The sequence below is a fragment of the Roseateles sp. genome (genome assembly GCF_965262435.1).
In the GTDB taxonomy this organism is placed as follows: domain Bacteria; phylum Pseudomonadota; class Gammaproteobacteria; order Burkholderiales; family Burkholderiaceae_C; genus Paucibacter_A.
The window spans coordinates 5,131,982-5,149,956 of record NZ_OZ253537.1 but is presented as its reverse complement, the minus strand read 5'-3'; the positions used below and the strand labels follow the sequence as shown (position 1 = coordinate 5,149,956).

General features: G+C 66.9%; 15 protein-coding genes. 12 read left to right on the top strand and 3 right to left on the bottom strand.

Features of this window, described 5'->3' with window-relative positions:
• The 7 genes from ACQY39_RS22080 to ACQY39_RS22050 all read left to right on the top strand — a co-directional run bounded on the left by ACQY39_RS22080 (position 1) and on the right by ACQY39_RS22050 (position 8,347).
• Complete coding sequence (locus tag ACQY39_RS22080) at positions 1–1,110, top strand: glycosyltransferase family 2 protein (protein WP_428509935.1); 1,110 nt, start codon at positions 1–3, stop codon at positions 1,108–1,110.
• On the top strand, positions 1,107–2,720 hold the full coding sequence (locus ACQY39_RS22075) for an ArnT family glycosyltransferase (RefSeq protein WP_428509933.1): 1,614 nt from the start codon (positions 1,107–1,109) through the stop codon (positions 2,718–2,720). Before ACQY39_RS22080 ends, ACQY39_RS22075 begins: the two co-directional genes overlap by 4 nt.
• Complete coding sequence (locus tag ACQY39_RS22070) at positions 2,717–3,457, top strand: phosphatase PAP2 family protein (RefSeq protein ID WP_428509931.1); 741 nt, start codon at positions 2,717–2,719, stop codon at positions 3,455–3,457. Before ACQY39_RS22075 ends, ACQY39_RS22070 begins: the two co-directional genes overlap by 4 nt.
• A complete protein-coding gene (locus ACQY39_RS22065) occupies positions 3,454–4,104 on the top strand; it encodes an acyloxyacyl hydrolase (protein ID WP_428509929.1) in 651 nt (216 codons plus the stop codon). Before ACQY39_RS22070 ends, ACQY39_RS22065 begins: the two co-directional genes overlap by 4 nt.
• Before the next feature lie 45 nt (positions 4,105–4,149).
• Complete coding sequence (locus tag ACQY39_RS22060) at positions 4,150–5,772, top strand: gamma-glutamyltransferase family protein (protein WP_428509927.1); 1,623 nt, start codon at positions 4,150–4,152, stop codon at positions 5,770–5,772.
• A 593-nt stretch (positions 5,773–6,365) separates the two neighbouring features.
• Positions 6,366–7,757 (top strand): MFS transporter, encoded by a 1,392-nt coding sequence (locus tag ACQY39_RS22055; protein WP_428509925.1) that lies wholly within the window; start codon positions 6,366–6,368, stop codon positions 7,755–7,757.
• Positions 7,754–8,347 carry a GNAT family N-acetyltransferase gene (locus ACQY39_RS22050; protein WP_428509923.1) on the top strand — a complete coding sequence of 198 codons (594 nt, stop codon included), beginning with the start codon at positions 7,754–7,756 and terminating at the stop codon, positions 8,345–8,347. Before ACQY39_RS22055 ends, ACQY39_RS22050 begins: the two co-directional genes overlap by 4 nt.
• 70 nt (positions 8,348–8,417) lie before the next feature.
• Here ACQY39_RS22050 and ACQY39_RS22045 read toward each other — a convergent pair whose 3' ends face one another.
• Positions 8,418–8,921 carry a hypothetical protein gene (locus tag ACQY39_RS22045; protein WP_428509921.1) on the bottom strand — a complete coding sequence of 168 codons (504 nt, stop codon included), beginning with the start codon at positions 8,919–8,921 and terminating at the stop codon, positions 8,418–8,420.
• Positions 8,922–9,038: 117 nt separating this feature from the next.
• Between ACQY39_RS22045 and ACQY39_RS22040 the strand changes: the two genes are divergently transcribed.
• From ACQY39_RS22040 to ACQY39_RS22030, 3 genes are all read left to right on the top strand, one after another.
• Positions 9,039–9,461 (top strand): GNAT family N-acetyltransferase, encoded by a 423-nt coding sequence (locus tag ACQY39_RS22040; protein WP_428509919.1) that lies wholly within the window; start codon positions 9,039–9,041, stop codon positions 9,459–9,461.
• 94 nt (positions 9,462–9,555) lie between these two features.
• Positions 9,556–10,818: an FAD-binding domain-containing protein gene (locus tag ACQY39_RS22035; RefSeq protein WP_428509917.1), complete on the top strand. Its 1,263-nt coding sequence runs from the start codon at positions 9,556–9,558 to the stop codon at positions 10,816–10,818.
• Entirely contained in the window at positions 10,815–11,210 is a 396-nt protein-coding gene (locus ACQY39_RS22030; protein ID WP_428509915.1) for a thiol-disulfide oxidoreductase DCC family protein, read from the top strand. Before ACQY39_RS22035 ends, ACQY39_RS22030 begins: the two co-directional genes overlap by 4 nt.
• 15 nt (positions 11,211–11,225) lie before the next feature.
• Here ACQY39_RS22030 and ugpQ read toward each other — a convergent pair whose 3' ends face one another.
• Positions 11,226–11,981 carry a glycerophosphodiester phosphodiesterase gene (gene ugpQ / locus ACQY39_RS22025; protein ID WP_428509913.1) on the bottom strand — a complete coding sequence of 252 codons (756 nt, stop codon included), beginning with the start codon at positions 11,979–11,981 and terminating at the stop codon, positions 11,226–11,228.
• Positions 11,982–12,307: 326 nt separating this feature from the next.
• On the opposite strand from ugpQ, the gene ACQY39_RS22020 reads away from it, so the two are divergent.
• On the top strand, positions 12,308–16,252 hold the full coding sequence (locus ACQY39_RS22020; protein ID WP_428509911.1) for a DUF3683 domain-containing protein: 3,945 nt from the start codon (positions 12,308–12,310) through the stop codon (positions 16,250–16,252).
• A 97-nt stretch (positions 16,253–16,349) separates the two neighbouring features.
• Here ACQY39_RS22020 and ACQY39_RS22015 read toward each other — a convergent pair whose 3' ends face one another.
• Positions 16,350–17,363 (bottom strand): Bug family tripartite tricarboxylate transporter substrate binding protein, encoded by a 1,014-nt coding sequence (locus ACQY39_RS22015; RefSeq protein WP_428509909.1) that lies wholly within the window; start codon positions 17,361–17,363, stop codon positions 16,350–16,352.
• A 63-nt stretch (positions 17,364–17,426) separates the two neighbouring features.
• Here ACQY39_RS22015 and ACQY39_RS22010 point away from each other — a divergent pair, with 63 nt between their 5' ends.
• Positions 17,427–17,891 (top strand): HIT family protein, encoded by a 465-nt coding sequence (locus ACQY39_RS22010; protein WP_428509907.1) that lies wholly within the window; start codon positions 17,427–17,429, stop codon positions 17,889–17,891.
• The last annotated feature ends 84 nt before the right edge of the window (positions 17,892–17,975 follow it).

The window sequence follows — 17,975 nt, the reverse complement described above, 5'->3', positions numbered from 1 at the left end:
ATGAATCCACCTTCTTCCCTGGTTCTTGATCCGCCGCTGGGCGCAGCGCCGGCCGTCGAGCCCGCGTTGGCGGCTGCGCTCAGCAAGCCGGTCCTGGCTCTTGAGCCACTGCCGGCGCATCGGCTCAGCGTGGTCGTGCCCATGTACAACGAGCGCGAGAACGCCGCGCCCTTGATCGACGCGGTGCAGGCCGCACTGGCGGACTATGGCCAGCCTTGGGAGCTGCTGGTGGTGGACGATGGCAGCCGCGATGGCACGGCAGCCCTGCTGAGCCAGCATGCCCGCCGCGTGGGCCCGCACATCCGCGTCATCCGCCTGGCGCGCAATTTCCGCCAGACCGCGGCCATGCAGGCCGGCATCGATGCGGCGCGTGGCGATGTCATCGTCACCATGGACGGTGACTTGCAAAACGACCCGCGCGATATCCCTCGCCTGGTCGAGCGCCTGCTGCGCGAAGAGCTGGACCTGGTGGCCGGCTGGCGCCAGCAGCGTCAAGACGGCCTGTGGCTGCGCAAGATTCCCTCGCTGCTGGCCAACCGCCTGATCCGCAAGATCACCGGCCTGCAGTTCCAGGATCTGGGCTGCAGCCTCAAGGCCTTCCGCGCGCCGGTGCTCAAGCAGGTGCGCCTGTACGGCGAGATGCACCGCTTCATCCCGGCCTGGCTGGCCACGGTGACCGCGCCCGAGCGCATGGCCGAGGAGCCGGTGCAACACCATGCGCGCCTGCGTGGCCAGTCCAAATACGGCATCTCGCGCTCGCTGCGTGTGGTGGTTGATCTGCTGGCCGTGTTCTTCTTTCTGCGATTCGGTACCCGGCCCGGGCATTTCTTCGGCGTGCTGGGCCTGGGCGTGATGATGGTGGGCATGGCCCTGCTCAGTTATCTGGGCGTGCTCAAGCTGCTGGGTGAGTCGATCGGCGGCCGACCGCTCTTGCTGCTGGGCTTTTTCTCGATCCTGGGCGGCCTGCAATTCCTGACCACCGGCGTGCTGGCCGAGCTCTTGATGCGGGTGTATTTCGAGGGCCGCCAGGTGCGCCCCTACCAACGCGCCTTGCACACGGCGGACGCCGACCCCACGCCCGAACGCGGCTGGAGCCAGGCCGCGCCATGACGGCACTCGCTCCACAGCGCTTCAGCCCGCTGGCCTGGGGTCTCTGGGCCTTGGCCATGGCGGCGCTGTTTCTGCTGCGTCTGGGCGCGGCGCCGCTGTTCGATGTGGACGAGGGCGCGTTTGCCGAGGCCTCGCGCGAGATGCTGGTCAGCGGCGATTGGCTGCACACCACGCTCAACGGCCGCGATCGTTTTGACAAACCGATCGGCGTCTACTGGCTGCAAGCCAGCAGCCTGGCCTTGTTCGGCGTCAATGAATTCGCGGCGCGCTTGCCATCGGCCCTGTGCGGCCTGGGCTGGGTGCTGGCCCTGGCGGGATTTGCCCGGCCGCGCTTTGGCGACGCGACGGCGATGTTCGCGGCCACGGCCCTGGGCAGCAGCTTGGGCGTGCTCTTGATCGGCCGCGCGGCCACGGCCGATGCCTTGCTCAATCTGCTGCTGGTGCTGACCTTGCTGGACCTCTGGCGGCATCTGGAGTCCTCGGCCGGCCGGCCCTGGGCCTTGCGACGTGCCGCCTTGTGGGCGGGGCTCGGTGTGCTGACCAAGGGGCCGGTGGCGGTGCTGATTCCTTTTGCAACCTTGCTGCTCTGGCTGTGGCGCCAGCAGGGCCTGCGTGCGCTGCCGCGCGCGGCTTGGCGGACCCTGGCCGAGCCCGGCGCGCTGGCGCTGTTCTTTCTCGCCTGGGCGCCCTGGTATGCCTATGCCTTGCAGCGCCACGGCTGGGCCTTCATCGATGGCTTTTTGTTGCAGCACAACCTGCAGCGCTTCAGCTCGCCGCTGGAGGGCCATGGCGGCGGGCCGCTGTACTACCTGCTGATGCTGCCCTTGCTGAGCCTGCCCTGGACGCCGCTGCTGGCTGCGGTCTTGCTGCAGATCCGCCGGCATTGGCAGCAGCCCTTGCCGAGCTTTTTGATCTGCTGGGCCGGCTTTGTGCTGGTGTTCTTTTCGCTTTCGGGCACCAAGCTGCCGCACTATGTTTTGTACGGCCTGACACCCTGGCTGCTGCTTGGGGCGATGTCCCTGAGTTCGCCGCTGAGCCGCGCCTGGCGCTGGGCCTTGGCCCTATCGGCTGCAGTTTTGGCCGTACTGCTCGGCGGGCTGATGGCGGCCGCGGCCTCGGGGCGGCTGACGGCGGGGAAGACGGGCTTGTACGCCGAGTTGATCAGCGCCGCGCCGGCTTTGCCCAGCTACGCATCGGGGCTGCTGGGGCTGCTGCTGGCGATGCTGATCTTGATTTGGCTGTGGCCGCGCCTGAGCTTGCCGCAGGCGGCCCTCGGCACGGCGCTGCTCTCGGGTGGCCTGCTGGTGACGGTGGTGGTGCCCTGGTGGGGTCAGGTCTTGCAGGGACCGGTGCGGGCAGCCGCCCTGCAGGCGGCGCAGCGAGATCCTTCATTGCCCGGCCATGTTTGGCTCTGGCGCAGCCAGACACCGAGCTTTGGCTTTTACCGCCAGCAGCCCACGCCGGGCCTGCCCGAGCCGCGGGCTGGGGACTGGGTGTTCACCCGCGCCGATGAGCTCAAGAGTGCGCCGCCGAGCGCGGCCTACGAGATCCTGCGCCCTGGCCCGGGCTATGTGTTGCTGCAGTGGATGGACAAAGGCGAGCGACCATGAAGCATGTCTGGAACAGCCCCCGGGCGCGTCATCGTGAGATGCGGGCGTTTGCCCTGTGTCTGGCTCTGTGCCTGGCGCTGTTCGCGGCCTGGCCCACGCTGGACCTGAACCTCAGCCGCGCCCTGTACGCCGGCCAGTTCATCCATGCGGACAGAGCCTGGGTGCGGGCCTTGTACGAAGCCGTGCCCTGGCTGACACGTGGCTTGGCGCTCTACCTTTTGCTGCGCTTGCTGGCTGGGCGCTGGCGCTTGTCGCGGCCGGTGTGGCGGCGCTTGTGGGTCAGCCTGCTGCTGCTGGTGCTGGTGGTGGGCGCCCTGGTGCATGGGCCGGTCAAGCAGTTCTGGTCGCGGCCCCGGCCGGTGCAAGTGCTGGAGTTCGGCGGCAGCGAGGCCTACAGCCCGCCCTTGGCGCCGGCCGGCCTGAACCCCGAACGCAAGCGCTATTCCTTCGTCAGCGGCCATGCCGCCTCGGGCTTTGCCCTGCTGGCGCCGGCCTTGTTCGCGGCGCCGGCACGGCGGCGCTGGTGGGGCCGGGCGGCCCTGGGCCTGGGGCTTTTGATAGGTCTCGGGCGCATCTTGCAAGGCGGCCATTTCCTCAGCGATGTGCTGTTCGCCGGCCTGCTGGTCTGGGGCTCGGCTTTGCTGATCCGCCAGCTTTGGCTGCTGGGCGGCCTGCGGCGCGTGCGTGCGCCTGGGCCCCGGGCCTGGATTCAGAGTTTGAAGAAGAAAGCGGTATGACACGAGTTTCGAAATGCCTGGTAGCCAGCATGGCCCTGCTGCTCAGTAGCGCCCACGGCTTGGCCCAGGCCGAAGAGAAAGCCGCACTCAAGTCCATGGCCGTGGGCGGCAGCCTGATGAGCTGGGCCTGGCTGGCCTGGCAAGGCGCGACTATCGATTCGGCCTTGTGCACGAATCAGGGCCCGAGCGGCCTGCGTTTCGAAGCCTCCAAGGACCGCGAGCTGCGCGCCGCCAGCCTGGGCTGGCGCCTGGGCGAATGCACGGCCTGGCGCTCGCAGGCCCTGGCCCTGCAGCTGGCGCCGCGCCTGCAGCTGGGCGCCTGGCAGGCCCTCCAGGGCGAGCCGCGGCGCCTGGTCGATGCGGCCTTCATCCCGGCCCTGCGCTGGAACCTGGGCTCGCCGGCGGCGGGCTTGCGCCTCGATCTGGAACTGGGCATCGGCGCCGGCTTCATCAGCCACAGCCGCATCGGCGAACGCCAGAAGAGCACGAACTTCCAGTTCTTCGACGTCATGGGCCTGGGTCTGCGCAGCGCCGATGCGCGCTGGCGCTTGAGCTTGGACTACCGCCACGTCAGCAATGCCGACATCCGCAAGCCCAATCAGGCAGTGGACTTCATCGGCCTGAGTGTGGAAGTCCCCATGCTTTGAGTCGCCTGGGCGGGCCACAATCCGGCCCACACAGGAGACTTCGCGATGCAGGCATTCGACTGGCAGAACCCTTACCCGAGCACACGCAGCCCGCTGTTCGCGCGCAATATCGTGTCCACCTCGCACCCGCTGGCTGCGCAAGCGGGCTTGCGCATCTTGGCCCAGGGCGGCAATGCCGTCGATGCGGCGATTGCCACGGCCGCCTGCATGACCCTGGTCGAGCCCTGCAGCAACGGCCTGGGCTCGGACGCGTTTTGCATCCTCTGGGACGGCCAGCAGCTGCACGGCCTCAATGCCTCGGGCACGGCGCCCCAGGCCTGGACGCCTGAACATTTCTTCAAGACCTATGGCGCGGATGCCAAGACCCCGCCCAAGCGCGGCTGGGGCGGCGTGACCGTGCCGGGCGCGGTGGCCGGCTGGGTGGCTTTGAGCGAGCGCTTTGGCAAGCTGCCTTTTGCTGATCTGATGGCACCGGCCATTGAGATCGCCGAACGTGGCTATGCCGTGCCGGTGGTCGTCCAGAGCAAATGGGCCATGGCCGCGGAGTTGGCCGATCTGACCAGCCAGCCCGGCTTCGCCGAAGCTTTCTTGCCGCGCGGCCGCGCGCCCCAGGTGGGCGAGCTGTTCAAGTTCCCGGCCGCAGCGCGCACCCTGCGCCTGATTGCCGAGAGCAAGGGCGAGGCTTTTTATCGCGGCGAGGTGGCGGCGGCCGTCGAGGCCTTTGCGCGCAGCACCGGCGGTGCCATCACCGCGGCTGACTTTGCGGCCTACCAGCCCGAGTGGGTCACGCCGATTTCGCAAAGCTATGCCGGCCACGAGCTGCACGAGATCCCGCCCAATGGCCAGGGCATCGCGGCCCTGATCGCCTTGGGCATCCTCAAGCACCGCGATCTGCGCCGCCATGCGGTCGACAGCGTGGCCGGCCAGCATCTGCAGATCGAGGCGATGAAGCTGGCCTTCGCCGATGTGTACCGTTATGTCGCTGACCCGCGCAGCATGGATGTGAGCACGGCCGAGCTGCTGGACGAGCAGTACCTGGCCGGCCGCGCGGCCTTGATCGACCCGAGCCGGGCCCAGGATTTCCAGTGCGGCAACCCGGTCAAGGGTGGCACCATCTACCTGACCGCGGCCGACGAGAGCGGCATGATGGTCAGCTTCATCCAGAGCAATTACATGGGCTTTGGCTCCGGCCTCGTGCTGCCCGGTTACGGTGTTTCCTTGCAGAACCGGGGCCACTGCTTCACGCTGGAAGCGGGTCATCCGAACGTCGTGGCCCCGGGCAAGCGCCCCTTCCACACCATCATTCCCGCCTTCCTGACTAAGAATGGTCGGCCCGTCATGAGCTACGGCGTGATGGGCGGCAATATGCAGCCGCAAGGCCATATGCAGACTCTGGTGCGCATGCTGGACTACGGCCAGCAGCCGCAGACCGCCTGCGACGCGCCGCGCTGGCGCTTCAACGAAGGCCTGTCGCTCAATGTCGAGCCGCACATGCCGCCGGCCACGGTGGCCGGCCTGCGCGAGCTGGGCCATGAGATTGGTGACATCCACGACAGCTACCAAGACTTCGGCGCTGGCCAGTTCATCTGGCGCCTGGGCGACCCGGCGGTGGAAGGGTACGTGGCCGCCAGTGACCCGCGTCGCGACGGCGCCGCGGTCGGTTTCTGAGGCCCGTGTCAGGTCTTGCCTGCTGCTGCTGAGCTTGCCCGGCAAGCTCTGGTTCGCGTGAGGCACTGCCCTGATCTCTCCCGAAGCACCGCTTGACTCCGATCTTGCGCATGGGCTGTGGGCTTTGGGTGCGCTGTGACGTCCGGCCCGCGACCTGCCGTCGACCTAGGGGTAGAAGCTCGCGCAGCGCCCCCGATGTGCGGGGGCGTGACCACTCGCACTTGCCCCGCGTCGTGGGCCGCTGTTAGCATGGCCGCTCTTGATTCAGATCAGACCATGACCAAGCTCCTTGACCGCACCCGACGACGCACATCCCGTGCGGCGCTCGCCTGCGTGAGAGTCGCAGCCTGGCCCCAGGCTGCCGCCGACTGCCCGCATTGACGCGGCGCTGCCTCGGTTTTCTCCTCCCTCTCGGTGAGCCGCCGTGCCTTTGATCTGCCGGCCTGCTTCTTCGCTTCAAGCTCACCCTGTTCCGTCTTCTCTCGTTTGTTTCCCGCGTTTCGCCACCTTGGCGGAGTGCCCTGGTGTTGCCCCTGACCCCGCCCTGCGCGCGGGAGCCAGCACACCGGGAACCGTTTCGGAGTGTTGTTCTCATGGCTTCCCGCTTTTTTGCGTCCTTGTCGCGCCCGGGCCTCTGGCCGGGCTTGTTGTTCGAGCGAATGCGCCGGCTGCTGACCCTGCCACCCGGCGACCTGCTGCGTGACGCGATCTACCGCCGGCTCTGGACCTCCATCCTGATCAGCTCCCTGGGCGGGCAGATCACGATGCTGGCCCTGCCGCTGACGGCGGCCGTGCTGCTCGATGCCAGCCCCACACAGATGGGCTTGCTGACCGCGATGGAGATCGCGCCCTTTGTGCTGTTCTCCCTGCCCGGCGGCGTCTGGCTGGACCGCGTGCGCAAGCTGCCGGTCTACATCGTGGGCGAGGCTTTTCTGGGGCTGGCCGTGGCCACCGTGCCGCTGGCGGCCTGGATGGGCTGGCTGACCATGAACTGGCTGTATGTGGTGGGCTTTGTGCTCGGCACGGTCTACACCATCGCCGGCAGTGCGGCACAAATTGTGCTGACCCAGGTGGTCAGCCGCGACCGCCTGGTCGAGGCCCATGCCAAGAACGCGCTCGCCTCCAGCGGCGCCGAAGTGGCCGGGCCTGGTGTGGCCGGTGTGCTGATCAAGCTGCTGGGTGCGCCCATGGCCTTGGCGGTGGATGCCGTGCTGGTACTGTTCTCGGCCCTTATTCTGCGTGGCATCAAGGTGCAGGAACAGTTGGCCCCGGCCGGCGAAGCCGACTTCTGGCGCGACCTCAAGGCCGGCGTGCAGTTCGTGCGCGAGCGGGCCTTGCTGGTCAGCCTGGCCTGCACCGTGGGCAGCTGGCAGCTTTGCTACAACGCCGCCCAGGTGGTGCAGATCTTGTTTGCCACCCGCAGCCTGGGCCTGAGCGCGCAAGAGGTGGGCCTGAGCTACGTGGCCCTGGGCGCTGGCACGGTGCTGGCCAGTGTGTTCGGCCATCGCATCAGCGCGCGGGTCGGTCCGGGCCCCTGTCTGGTGCTGGGCATTGCCAGCTCGGGCCTGGGCTGGTTGCTGCTGGGTCTGATGCCGGCCAATGCCTGGGGCGTGGCGGCCTTTGCCTTCATGCTCTTCATGTTCGGCGTCGGCGCGGTGCTGATCTTCATCAACTTCCTGTCCCTGCGTCAGGCCGTCACACCGGCGCCCATGTTGGGCCGCATGACCAGCACCATGCGCTGGTTGATCCTGATCCCGGCTGGCCCCGGCGCCTTGTTGGGCGGCTGGCTCGGTGAGCATGTGGGCCTGCGCTCCTCGCTGCTGTTCGCAGGCGTTGGCGCGCTCTGCCTGAGCCTGATTGCATGGCGCCACCCCACCATCCGCGAGGTGCGTGAGTTGCCCAAGGTTGCGGACCTGGAGGACGCGAACCCGCAAGGCGTGGCCGGTGCCAGCGGCCTAGCGTTGGATTTGGGGCCCAATAAATGAGCGAAGCAAGACCTGACCCCAGCGTGCCCGACCCCATCCTGATCGAGGTGCCCGAGACGATCATCACCGAGCGGCTGCTGCTGGCCGCGCCGCGGCCCGGCATCGGCCCGGCGCTGAGCGTGGCCGTGGCCGAGTCCATCGGCCTGCTCAGCCCCTGGATGCCCTGGGCTCAGCAGGTGCCCAGCTTTGAAGAATCCGAAGCGGTGGCACGCCGCCAGCAGGCCGACTTCATCGCTCGCCGTGACCTCTGCTACCAGATCTACGACCGCGCGCCCGAAGGCCGCCGCCTGCTCGGCGGCACCGGCCTGCACCGCATGGACTGGACCGTGCGGCGCTTCGAGATCGGCTACTGGCTGCGCGCCAGCGCTCAGGGCCAGGGCTTCATGAGTGAGGCCGTGGCGGCCCTGAGCCGCATGGCTTTCGAGCAACTGCGCGCCCGCCGCCTGGAGATCCGCATGGACGAGACCAACCGCGCCAGCCGCGCCGTGGCCGAACGCTGCGGCTTCGAGCTCGAAGGCATCTTGCGCTGCGACAGCCTGTCGCCGCAGGGGGAGCCGAGGAATACCTGTGTGTATGCGAGGATTCCGTAGTTGGGCCGAATAGCCACTACCCCTCGGATTCAGGGTATTCACAGCTCGCGCAGCTCAAGCCGCTTCTGCTTCAAAGTTGCCGAGTCAAGGATCGATCAGGCCGCTGCTCCAGATCGAAGCGCTGGGTAAACGGGTGACCGTTGAAGGTGTGGGTGCAGCAAGCGCAAAAGGGAGCAAGGCTGCTGGCATTCATGGAAGGGTTGACCAACTGAAGCACGCCTGCGTCGTCCACCCAAAGGCCGCTGAAGTAGCTGGCCTCTCCGGTTCGTATGCAGTCTTGAGCGTCAGAGCGACGAAGGGACACCATCCAGAAAATCGGCTCTTTGCGATCCAGCCTGGCGACAGCCTCGCTGAATACGGTGTCCCACGCTTGCCCGACGCGTGAGAGCAGAAAGCGAAACAAAGGCGTGTAGTCCAGGCCCCTGCGAACGCCTTGCGTCATCGGCACGGCCTCTGTTGCAAGGTCGCCCTTGTTGACTTGTAGTCGTGAGTGGCGAAAGTCGCTGCCGAAACGATGATGCACGCCGCGCGCGGTGGTGTTGACCTTGCGATACAGGGGTGCTTTCGTTTTCATTGAGGGTCATGCGCGCAGAGCGCGGCGGATTGCACAGCGTTGGAATTCTCGGACCGGTCGGTGCGAGGCGTGGGCAGGGAAAGCGTTTTGTTTATGAGGGATTTTAGGGAGAGCCTGATGCAGATTCGATTCACTCAGGAGGCACCGGATGCCACAGAATTTCAGCGCCTCTACGACAGCACCGGCTGGGCCGGTGGCGTGCAGCGTGAGCCCGAGTTCTATGCGCGCGCCTTGGCGGCTTCCTGGGCACAATGCGCGGCATACGCCGGTGAGGAGCTGGTGGGCTTCGGTCGGGTGATTTCCGATGGTGTCTTGCATGCCTTTATCACCGAGATGATCGTGCTGCCTGTCTGGCAGGGGCGTGGCTTGGGTGCGCAGCTGCTCGATCGCTTGGTTCAGCATTGCCTGCAACAGGGCGTCCGCGACATCCAGCTCTTCTGTGCGGAGGGCAAGCAGGGCTTTTACGAAAAGGGCGGCTTCACGCCACGGCTGCCGGGCCGACCGGGCATGCAGTACACCCGAGCATTCGATTCGCAATAGCCCTGTCCAAGCGGTGCTCCGTGCCCGACCCTATGCTGCGACGCTGTTGTATTGATCATCAGCAAGGACACAGGCGACAGCGGCAAGGACGGGCATGAGCGAGTACACGATAGGCAATAGCTGGCACCGGCCTTCCCAGGCTTACGGGGGCGAGCCGGCCGCAGCGCAAGCTTTCGAGCCCAGCCTGGCAGCCGCGCAGGCGCGCATCGCGGCGGTTGATCCGGCAGCCTATGCGCGCAGCCGCAATGCTCTCGACGGCGCGGTCACGGGCTTGTCGCCTTACATCACCCATGGCTTTGTCAGCTTGACTGAGGTCTTGGCGGGCGTGCAGCAGCGCCATGCGCTCGAGGTGCAGCACAAGCTGGTGTTCGAGCTGGGCTGGCGCGCCTATTTCCGCCATGTCTGGCAGCACCGCGGCGAAGCCATTTTTGACTCCCTGCACGAAGGCCCGCTGCCCGATGCGGCCTATGCCCGCGAGCTGCCGGACGATGTGCGCCAGGCTTGCACGGGCGTGCCGGTGATCGACCAGGCCGTGCGCACGCTGTATCAGTCAGGCATGCTGCACAACCATGCGCGCATGTGGCTGGCCAGCTATCTGGTCCATGTGCGCAAGATCCACTGGCGCCCCGCCGCCGACTGGCTCTACGGCCATCTGCTCGACGGCGATCTGGCGAGCAACCACCTGAGCTGGCAATGGGTTGCCGGCACCGGCAGCCGCAAGCCCTATCTGTTCAACGCCGACAATGTGGCGCGTTATGCCCCGCCGGCCTGGTACAGCCCGGGCACGGTGATCGATGTCAGCTACGAGGCCCTGGATCAGCTGGCGCGGCAGCCGCAGCCGGCCCCGCATCCGGTGTCTGCAGCGAGGCCCGATGCGACCGAGGCTCCGGCCCTGCTCGCGGCGCCGCCACTGGGCGTGCAGGTGAGTGCGCCCGATGCGAGCGTGGTGCAAAACCGCGAGGTCTGGTTGGTCCATCCCTGGAGCCTGGGCGAGCTGCCGGCCGATCTGCCGCCGGACACCTTGGTGATCGGCCTCTGGCTGCAGGACTTCCACCAAGCCTGGCCCTGGAGCGAGCGGCGCTGGCGCTTTGTCGCGGCGCGCATGGCCGAGCTCGGTGCGGTGATGTGGTGGGGCGATGCGGCGGCCGTGGGCCAAGCCTTGGCCGGCGCGCATCGGGTGCGCTGCCGCGCCGAGCCGCATCTGCAAGCCTGGCTGTCACGCTGGGCCGAGTGCCTGCCCGAGCCGACCCTGTTCCCCGAGGTGTCGCCGGGCTGCGCTTCCTTCTCTGCCTGGTGGACGCGCAGCACGCGCGGCCTGGCCAAGGCCGACGATTTGTTATCGAGGCTGCCGCGATGAAACCGCAACCCTGTGAACAGCCCAGCGAATCGCTGACCGTGCTCTTCGACGGTGCTTGCCCGCTGTGCCGGCGCGAGATCGCGCTCTACCGCGGCCAGGCCGAGGGCCAGCCGGTCTGCTTTGCCGATGTCAGTGACCCGAGCCTGGCCTTGCCGGCGGGGCGCACCCAGGCCGAGTTGCTGGCGCGCTTCCATGTCCAGCTGCCCGACGGGCGCTTGCTCAGCGGCGCCGAGGCCTTCTTGGCTCTGTGGGCGAAGTTGCCCGGCTGGCGCTGGCTGGCCTGGCTGGGGCGCCTGCCCGGTGTGGCGCGCCTGATGGAATGGGCTTACCTGGGATTCCTGCGTGTGAGGCCTGCCGTGCAGCGGGGATTTCGGCGCTGGAAGCCCGACTGAGGCGCCTTGGCTTGCTCAGTCGCCGGGCGCGAAGCGGTCGACCGCGTCGGTGATGATGCCGTCCACGCCATTGGCCCGCAGCCAGGCCACGACCGATTCATCGTTGGCGGTGTAGATCAGGGCTTTCATGCCGGCCGCGTGGATGGCTTGCACGCGGGTCGCGTCCATCAAGCGATAGTTCGTGATGACGGCCACGCAGCCCAGGCTTTGTGCCTCGGCAAGCCAGCTTTCGCGCGGGCTGTCGAGCAAGAGGCCGCGCGGCACGCCGGGGGCCGTCTCGCGAGCGCCTTCCAGGGCGACGGGCTCGAAAGAGCTGAACAGGGGCAAGTGCGCCTCCACACCGTGCCAAAGCCGCAGCACTTCGCGGCCGACGACCTGGCCGGTCAGGCGCTCCTGACCCGGCGTCGGTTTGAGTTCCAGATTGAGGCCGAAGCGGTTGGCCTGGACGAAACGGGCCACGGCCTCCAGGCTGGCCAGAGGCTCGCCCGCGTAAGCGCGGCTGTGCCAGCTGCCGGCGTCCAGGCGGCTCAGGTCCGACCAGCTCTGCGCGCTGGCCAGGCCGGAGCCCGTGCTGGTGCGGCGCAGGCTGCTGTCGTGCAGCAGGAAGGGAACGCCGTCCTGGCTCAGCTTCACATCGCATTCAAAGGCCCGGTAGCCATGGGCGGCGCCGAGGCGGAAGGCGGCCAGGGTGTTCTCGGGCGCCAGCTTGCCGGCGCCGCGGTGGGCGATCCAGAAAGGCAGGGGCCAGGGTGTATTGGACGAAGTGTTCATGGCTGCAGCGTCGGTCTAGGGCGGCGCCATATTAGCCCTGGAGAGGGCGCTCCAGATGCAAGGCCAATCGGCGCCAGAGGCCAGGGCAAATGCTGCGCTGCGGTACGATCACGGCCCGAGCGCGCAAGGCCCGGCCGCGCGATCCGCCGGCGGTTGCCGGTGTGGCGCAGGGCCGGCCATGACAGGCCTGGGCCACAAGCCCGTTGCTGCCCTGGGTCCGTTCGTTCCAGCCAATTTCCCAGCCTTGCGGCTGGGCTTTTCGGGCGCCAGAGCCCGAGGGGCCAGGCCGCAGCCAACCATGGGTGTGTTGCCCGCACCTGGCCGCCATGAATGCACCGCATCCGCTGATGCTCCAAGATCCCGCCTTGAATGCTGCCGCTGCTGAGACAGCGCATGCAGCATCTCCCCGCCTGCGCGAGATCCCCTACAACTACACCTCTTTCTCCGACCGGGAAATCGTCATCCGCCTGCTCGGCGAGCCGGCCTGGGCCTTGCTGGACAAGCTGCGCGAGGAGCGCCGCACCGGCCGCTCGGCCCGCATGCTTTACGAGGTGCTCGGCGACATCTGGGTGGTGCAGCGCAACCCCTATCTGCAAGACGACCTGCTGGACAACCCGAAACGACGCGGCCAGTTGATCGAGGCCTTGCAGCACCGCCTGGGTGAAGTGGAGCGCCGCCGCGACCCCGGAACCGACCCGCAGCGCGATGCCGATGTCGGCCAGCTGCTGGCCGCGGCCCAGGCGGCGGTGCGGCAGTTCGCCGGCCAGTTCGAGGTGGTGGCCGAGTTGCGCCGCCGCACGACCCGGCTGCTGGGCAAGACCACGGCGCGCGACAACATCAAGTTCGACGGCCTGTCGCGCGTCTCCCATGTCACCGACGCGACCGACTGGCGTGTCGAGTACCCCTTCGTTGTGCTGACCCCGGACAGCGAGGCCGAGATGGCCCAGCTGGTCAAGGGTTGTGTGGAGCTGGGCCTGACCATCATTCCGCGCGGCGGCGGTACCGGCTACACCGGCGGCGCCGTGCCCCTGGTCTGGAACAGCGCGGTCATCAACACCGAAAAGCTCGAAGGCCTGCGCGGCGTCGAGATGATGACCTTGCCCGGCATGGACCGCGAGGTGGCCACCATCTGGAGCGAGGCCGGCGTGGTGACGCAGCGCGTCGCCGACCTGGCCGAGCAGCATGGCTTTGTCTTCGCCGTGGACCCGACCAGCGCCGAGGCTTCCTGCGTCGGCGGCAATGTGGCCATGAATGCCGGCGGCAAGAAGGCCGTGCTCTGGGGTACGGCGCTCGACAATCTGGCCAGCTGGCGCATGGTCACGCCCGAAGCCAAGTGGCTGGAGGTGAGCCGCCTCAACCACAATATGGGCAAGATCCATGATGTGGAGACGGCCAGTTTCGAGCTGCGCTACTTCGACGCGACCGGCAAGAAGCTGGAGCGCACCGAGCGGCTCGACATCCCGGGCCGCACCTTCCGCAAAGAAGGCCTGGGCAAGGACGTCACCGACAAATTCCTGGCCGGCCTGCCCGGCATCCAGAAAGAGGGCTGCGACGGCCTGATCACCAGCGCCCGCTGGGTGGTGCACAAGATGCCGGCCCATGTGCGTACGGTCTGCCTGGAGTTCTTCGGCAACCCCAAGGACTGCGTGCCCTCCATCGTCGAGATCCGCGACTTCATGTTCGCCGAGGCGGCCCGCCCGGGTGGCGCCATCCTCGCCGGCCTGGAGCATCTGGACGACCGCTACCTCAAGGCCGTTGGCTACTCGACCAAGAGCAAGCGCGCCCACGCGGCCGGAGCCTCGTCCAACGGCTTGCCCAAGATGGTGCTGGTCGGCGACATCGTCGGCGAGGATGCCGACGCCGTGGCCCGCGCCACCTCGGAAGTCGTGCGCCTGGCCAACAGCCGCAACGGCGAGGGCTTTGTCGCCATCAGCGCCGATGCGCGCAAGAAATTCTGGCTGGACCGCAAGCGCACGGCCGCCATCTCCAAGCACACCAATGCCTTCAAGGTGAACGAGGACGTGGTGATCCCGCTGCCGCGCATGGGTGAGTACACCCTGGGCATCGAGCGCATCAATATCGAGCTCTCGCTGCGCAACAAGCTGGCCCTGGTCGGCGCGCTGCAGCAGCTGTTCAGTAGCAGCAAGCTGCCCCTGGGCAAGAGCGATGATGCCGGCGAAATCCCCAGCGCCGAGCTGCTCGGCGACCGCGTTCAGCAGGCCCTGTCCCTGCTAGCCGAGGTGGGCGCGCAGTGGCAGCTGTGGAAGGATGAGCTGGATCTTGCGAGGCCCGAGGAGGCAGGCAGTTACTTTGACCAGCTGCAAGACCACAGCCTGCGTGCGTCCTGGAAGACGCAGATCTTCAAGCCCCTGCAAACCATTTTCAGCGGCGCGGCTTTCGCGCAGATTCTGGAGGAGTGCAAGCGCATCCACCAGGAGGTGCTGCGCGGGCGGGTCTGGGTGGCTCTGCACATGCATGCCGGCGACGGCAATGTGCACACCAACATCCCCGTCAACTCCGACAACTACGAGATGCTGCAGACGGCGCATGAGGCGGTGGGCCGCATCATGAAGCTGGCGCGCAGTCTGGACGGCGTGATCTCGGGCGAGCACGGCATCGGCATCACCAAGCTGGAGTTCCTCAGCGATGAGGAACTGGCCGATTTCGCCGACTACAAGCTGCGCGTCGACCCGGAAGGCCGCTTCAACAAGGGCAAGCTGCTGCGTCCGAATGCCTCCACCCATGGCACCTTTGCCGACCTGACCAATGCCTACACCCCCAGCTTCGGCCTGATGGGGCATGAGTCGCTGATCATGCAGCAGAGCGATATCGGCGCCATCAGCGACTCGATCAAGGACTGCCTGCGCTGCGGCAAATGCAAGCCGGTCTGCGCCACCCATGTGCCGCGCGCCAATCTGCTCTATTCGCCGCGCAACAAGATCCTGGCCACCTCGCTGCTGGTCGAGGCTTTTCTGTACGAAGAGCAGACCCGCCGCGGCATCTCGATCAAGCATTGGGAAGAGTTCGAGGATGTGGCCGACCACTGCACGGTCTGCCACAAATGCGCCAACCCCTGCCCGGTCAAGATCGACTTCGGCGATGTGACCATGAATATGCGCAACCTCTTGCGCAAGATGGGTCAGAAGAGCTTCCGCCCCGGCAATGCCGCGGCCATGTTCATGCTCAATGCCACCAACCCCGAGACCATCAAGATGGCCCGGGCCGCCATGGTGGGCGTGGGCTTCAAGGCCCAGCGTCTGGCGCACGATGTGCTGAAGACCTTTGCCAAGAAGCAGACCGCAGCGCCGCGCGCCACCTTGGGCCCGGCGCCGATCAAGGAACAGGTCATCCACTTCATCAACAAAAAGCTGCCCGGTGGCCTGCCCAAGAAGACGGCGCGGGCGCTCCTGGACATCGAGGACAAGGACTACGTGCCCATCATCCGCAACTCGGCCGTCACCACGGCCGAGACGGAAGCCGTGTTCTATTTCCCCGGCTGCGGCTCCGAGCGTCTGTTCAGCCAGGTCGGCCTGGCCACGCAGGCCATGCTCTGGCATGCCGGCGTGCAGACCGTGCTGCCTCCGGGTTATCTGTGCTGCGGTTATCCGCAGCGCGGCTCGGGCCAGTTCGACAAGGCCGAGAAGATGATCACCGACAACCGGGTGCTCTTCCACCGCGTCGCCAACACCCTGAACTACCTGGACATCAAGACCGTGGTGGTCAGCTGCGGCACCTGCTATGACCAGCTGCAGGGCTACAAGTTCGAGGAGATCTTCCCCGGCTGCCGCATCATCGACATCCACGAGTACCTGCTGGAAAAAGGCATCACGCTCGGCAGCGACAAGAGTTATCTCTACCACGACCCCTGCCACACACCCATGAAGCTGCAGGAGCCGATGAAGACGGTCAAGGCCCTGGTCGGTGACAACGTGGTGGAGAGCAAGCGCTGCTGCGGCGAGAGCGGCACCCTGGGCGTGACCCGGCCGGACATCTCGACCCAGATCCGCTTCCGCAAGGAAGAAGAGCTGCGCAAGACCGAGATCCAGCTGCGCGAGAGCGGCAAGGTCGCGGCGGCCGAGAACCTCAAAATCCTGACCAGCTGCCCGAGCTGCCTGCAAGGGCTGTCGCGCTACGGTGGCGACCTGCAGAACGGCTTGCTGGAGGCCGACTACATCGTCGTCGAGATGGCGCGTCAGATCCTGGGCGAGAACTGGTTGCCGGAATATGTGGCCAAGGCCAATAACGGCGGGATTGAGCGCGTGTTGGTTTGAGGGTGGAGCAGGTGAATGGGTGAATGGTGAATGGTGAATGGTTCACCAGGCGCGCAGCGCCGCTCACCTGTTCACTTGTTCACTGGCTTACCTCACCTCACTCCGCCGCCAGCTTGCGCTCGCGGATCAGCCGGTGCCAGGTCTCGGTTTCTTGCTGCACAAAGCGGCTCAGGCCGGCGGCGTCTCCGGGCGTGACTTCCAGGCCAAACTCTTCCAACCTGGCCTTCAGCTCGGGCAGCAACAAGGCCTTTTGCAATTCGGCGCTGAGCTTCTGGTTCACTGCCTCGGGCGTGCCCCGGGGCAGGAACATGCCTTGCCACGCCGACACATCGACACCCTTGAGCCCCAGCTCCTCGAAAGTCGGCACATCGGGCAGCTGGGCCACGCGTTTGCTGCTCAGCACGGCCAGGGCGCGCAGCTTGCCGGCGCGGATCTGCGGCAGGCTGGCGGCGGTGTCGAGGATGGCCATGGGCACGACACCGGCCAGCAGGTCTTGCACTGCGTTGACGGTGCCGCGGTAGGGCACGTGGACGATGAAGCTGCCGCTGCGTTCCTTCAACAATTCCATGGCCAGGTGGTGCGGGCTGCCCACACCGGGTGAGGCATAGCTGAACTTGCCAGGGTTTTTCTTCACATCCGACAGCCATTGGCCGACGCTGCTGAAGCCAGCCTGCGGGTTCACCACCAGCAGCAAGGGGAAGCGAGCCATCAGACCCACGGCTTGGAAGTCGCTGGTGGCATAGGGCAGCTTTTTGTACATGGCGCTGTTGAACACCATGGCGCCGTTGTCGCCGCTGAGCCAGGTGTAGCCATCGGGGGCTGATTTGGCGGCGGCGTCGGTGCCGATGCCACCGCCGGCACCGGGGCGGTTGTCGATCAGGATCTGCTGGCCGAGCTGCTTGCTCAGCTGCGGCGCCAGTTGCCGGGCCAGAAAATCGGAGCCACCGCCGGCCGGGTAGGCCACGATCCACTTGATTGAGCGGCTCGGCCAGGTCGCCGCGTTGCCGTTCTCTGCCTGGGCACTAGCGGCCAGGCTCAGCAGACCGAGCAGGCCCAGGCGCCGCAGCCAGTTCCGCCGAGCCGGCAACGAATTTTGTAGGTGTGGTGTCATCGGGCGTGCTCCTCGCAGGCATTGCTACAGTCGGCGCATCTTAGTCAGCCCGGGCTCGCTCTTATGTCGCTTTGTCTCAGTGATTGCCCTTTGTGCCGTGACCCTGTTCATGCGCCGCCCGAAGCGGGCGTTCAGCTGCTGCTGCAGCGCTCGCGCTACCGCGTGGTGCGGGTTTTGGATGAGGCCTTTCCGGCCTTTTACCGCGTGATCTGGCAGGCGCATGTGGCCGAGTTCAGTGATCTTGAAGCCGCTGAGCGCACGGCCTGTATGGACGCTGTCATCGCGGTCGAGCGTGCCTTGCGCGAGCAGCTGCAGCCGCGCAAGGTCAACCTGGCCACGCTGGGCAATGTGGTGCCGCATCTTCACTGGCATGTGATCGCTCGTTTCGACTGGGACAGCCATTTCCCGGCGCCGATCTGGGCGGCCGCCCAGCGACAGGCCGACGCAGCCCAGCTGGCCGCGCTGGCGCAGGCCTTACCGGCGCTGGACGGCGCGGTGCTGGCTGCCTTGCGCGCCCTGCCGGACTGAGTCGCCGCTGTCAGCCCCGGTTTGCCCCCATGTCCAGTAGCCGCTGTGGCACCTAAACTGCCCAGCCATAAGAAGCAGGGCAGG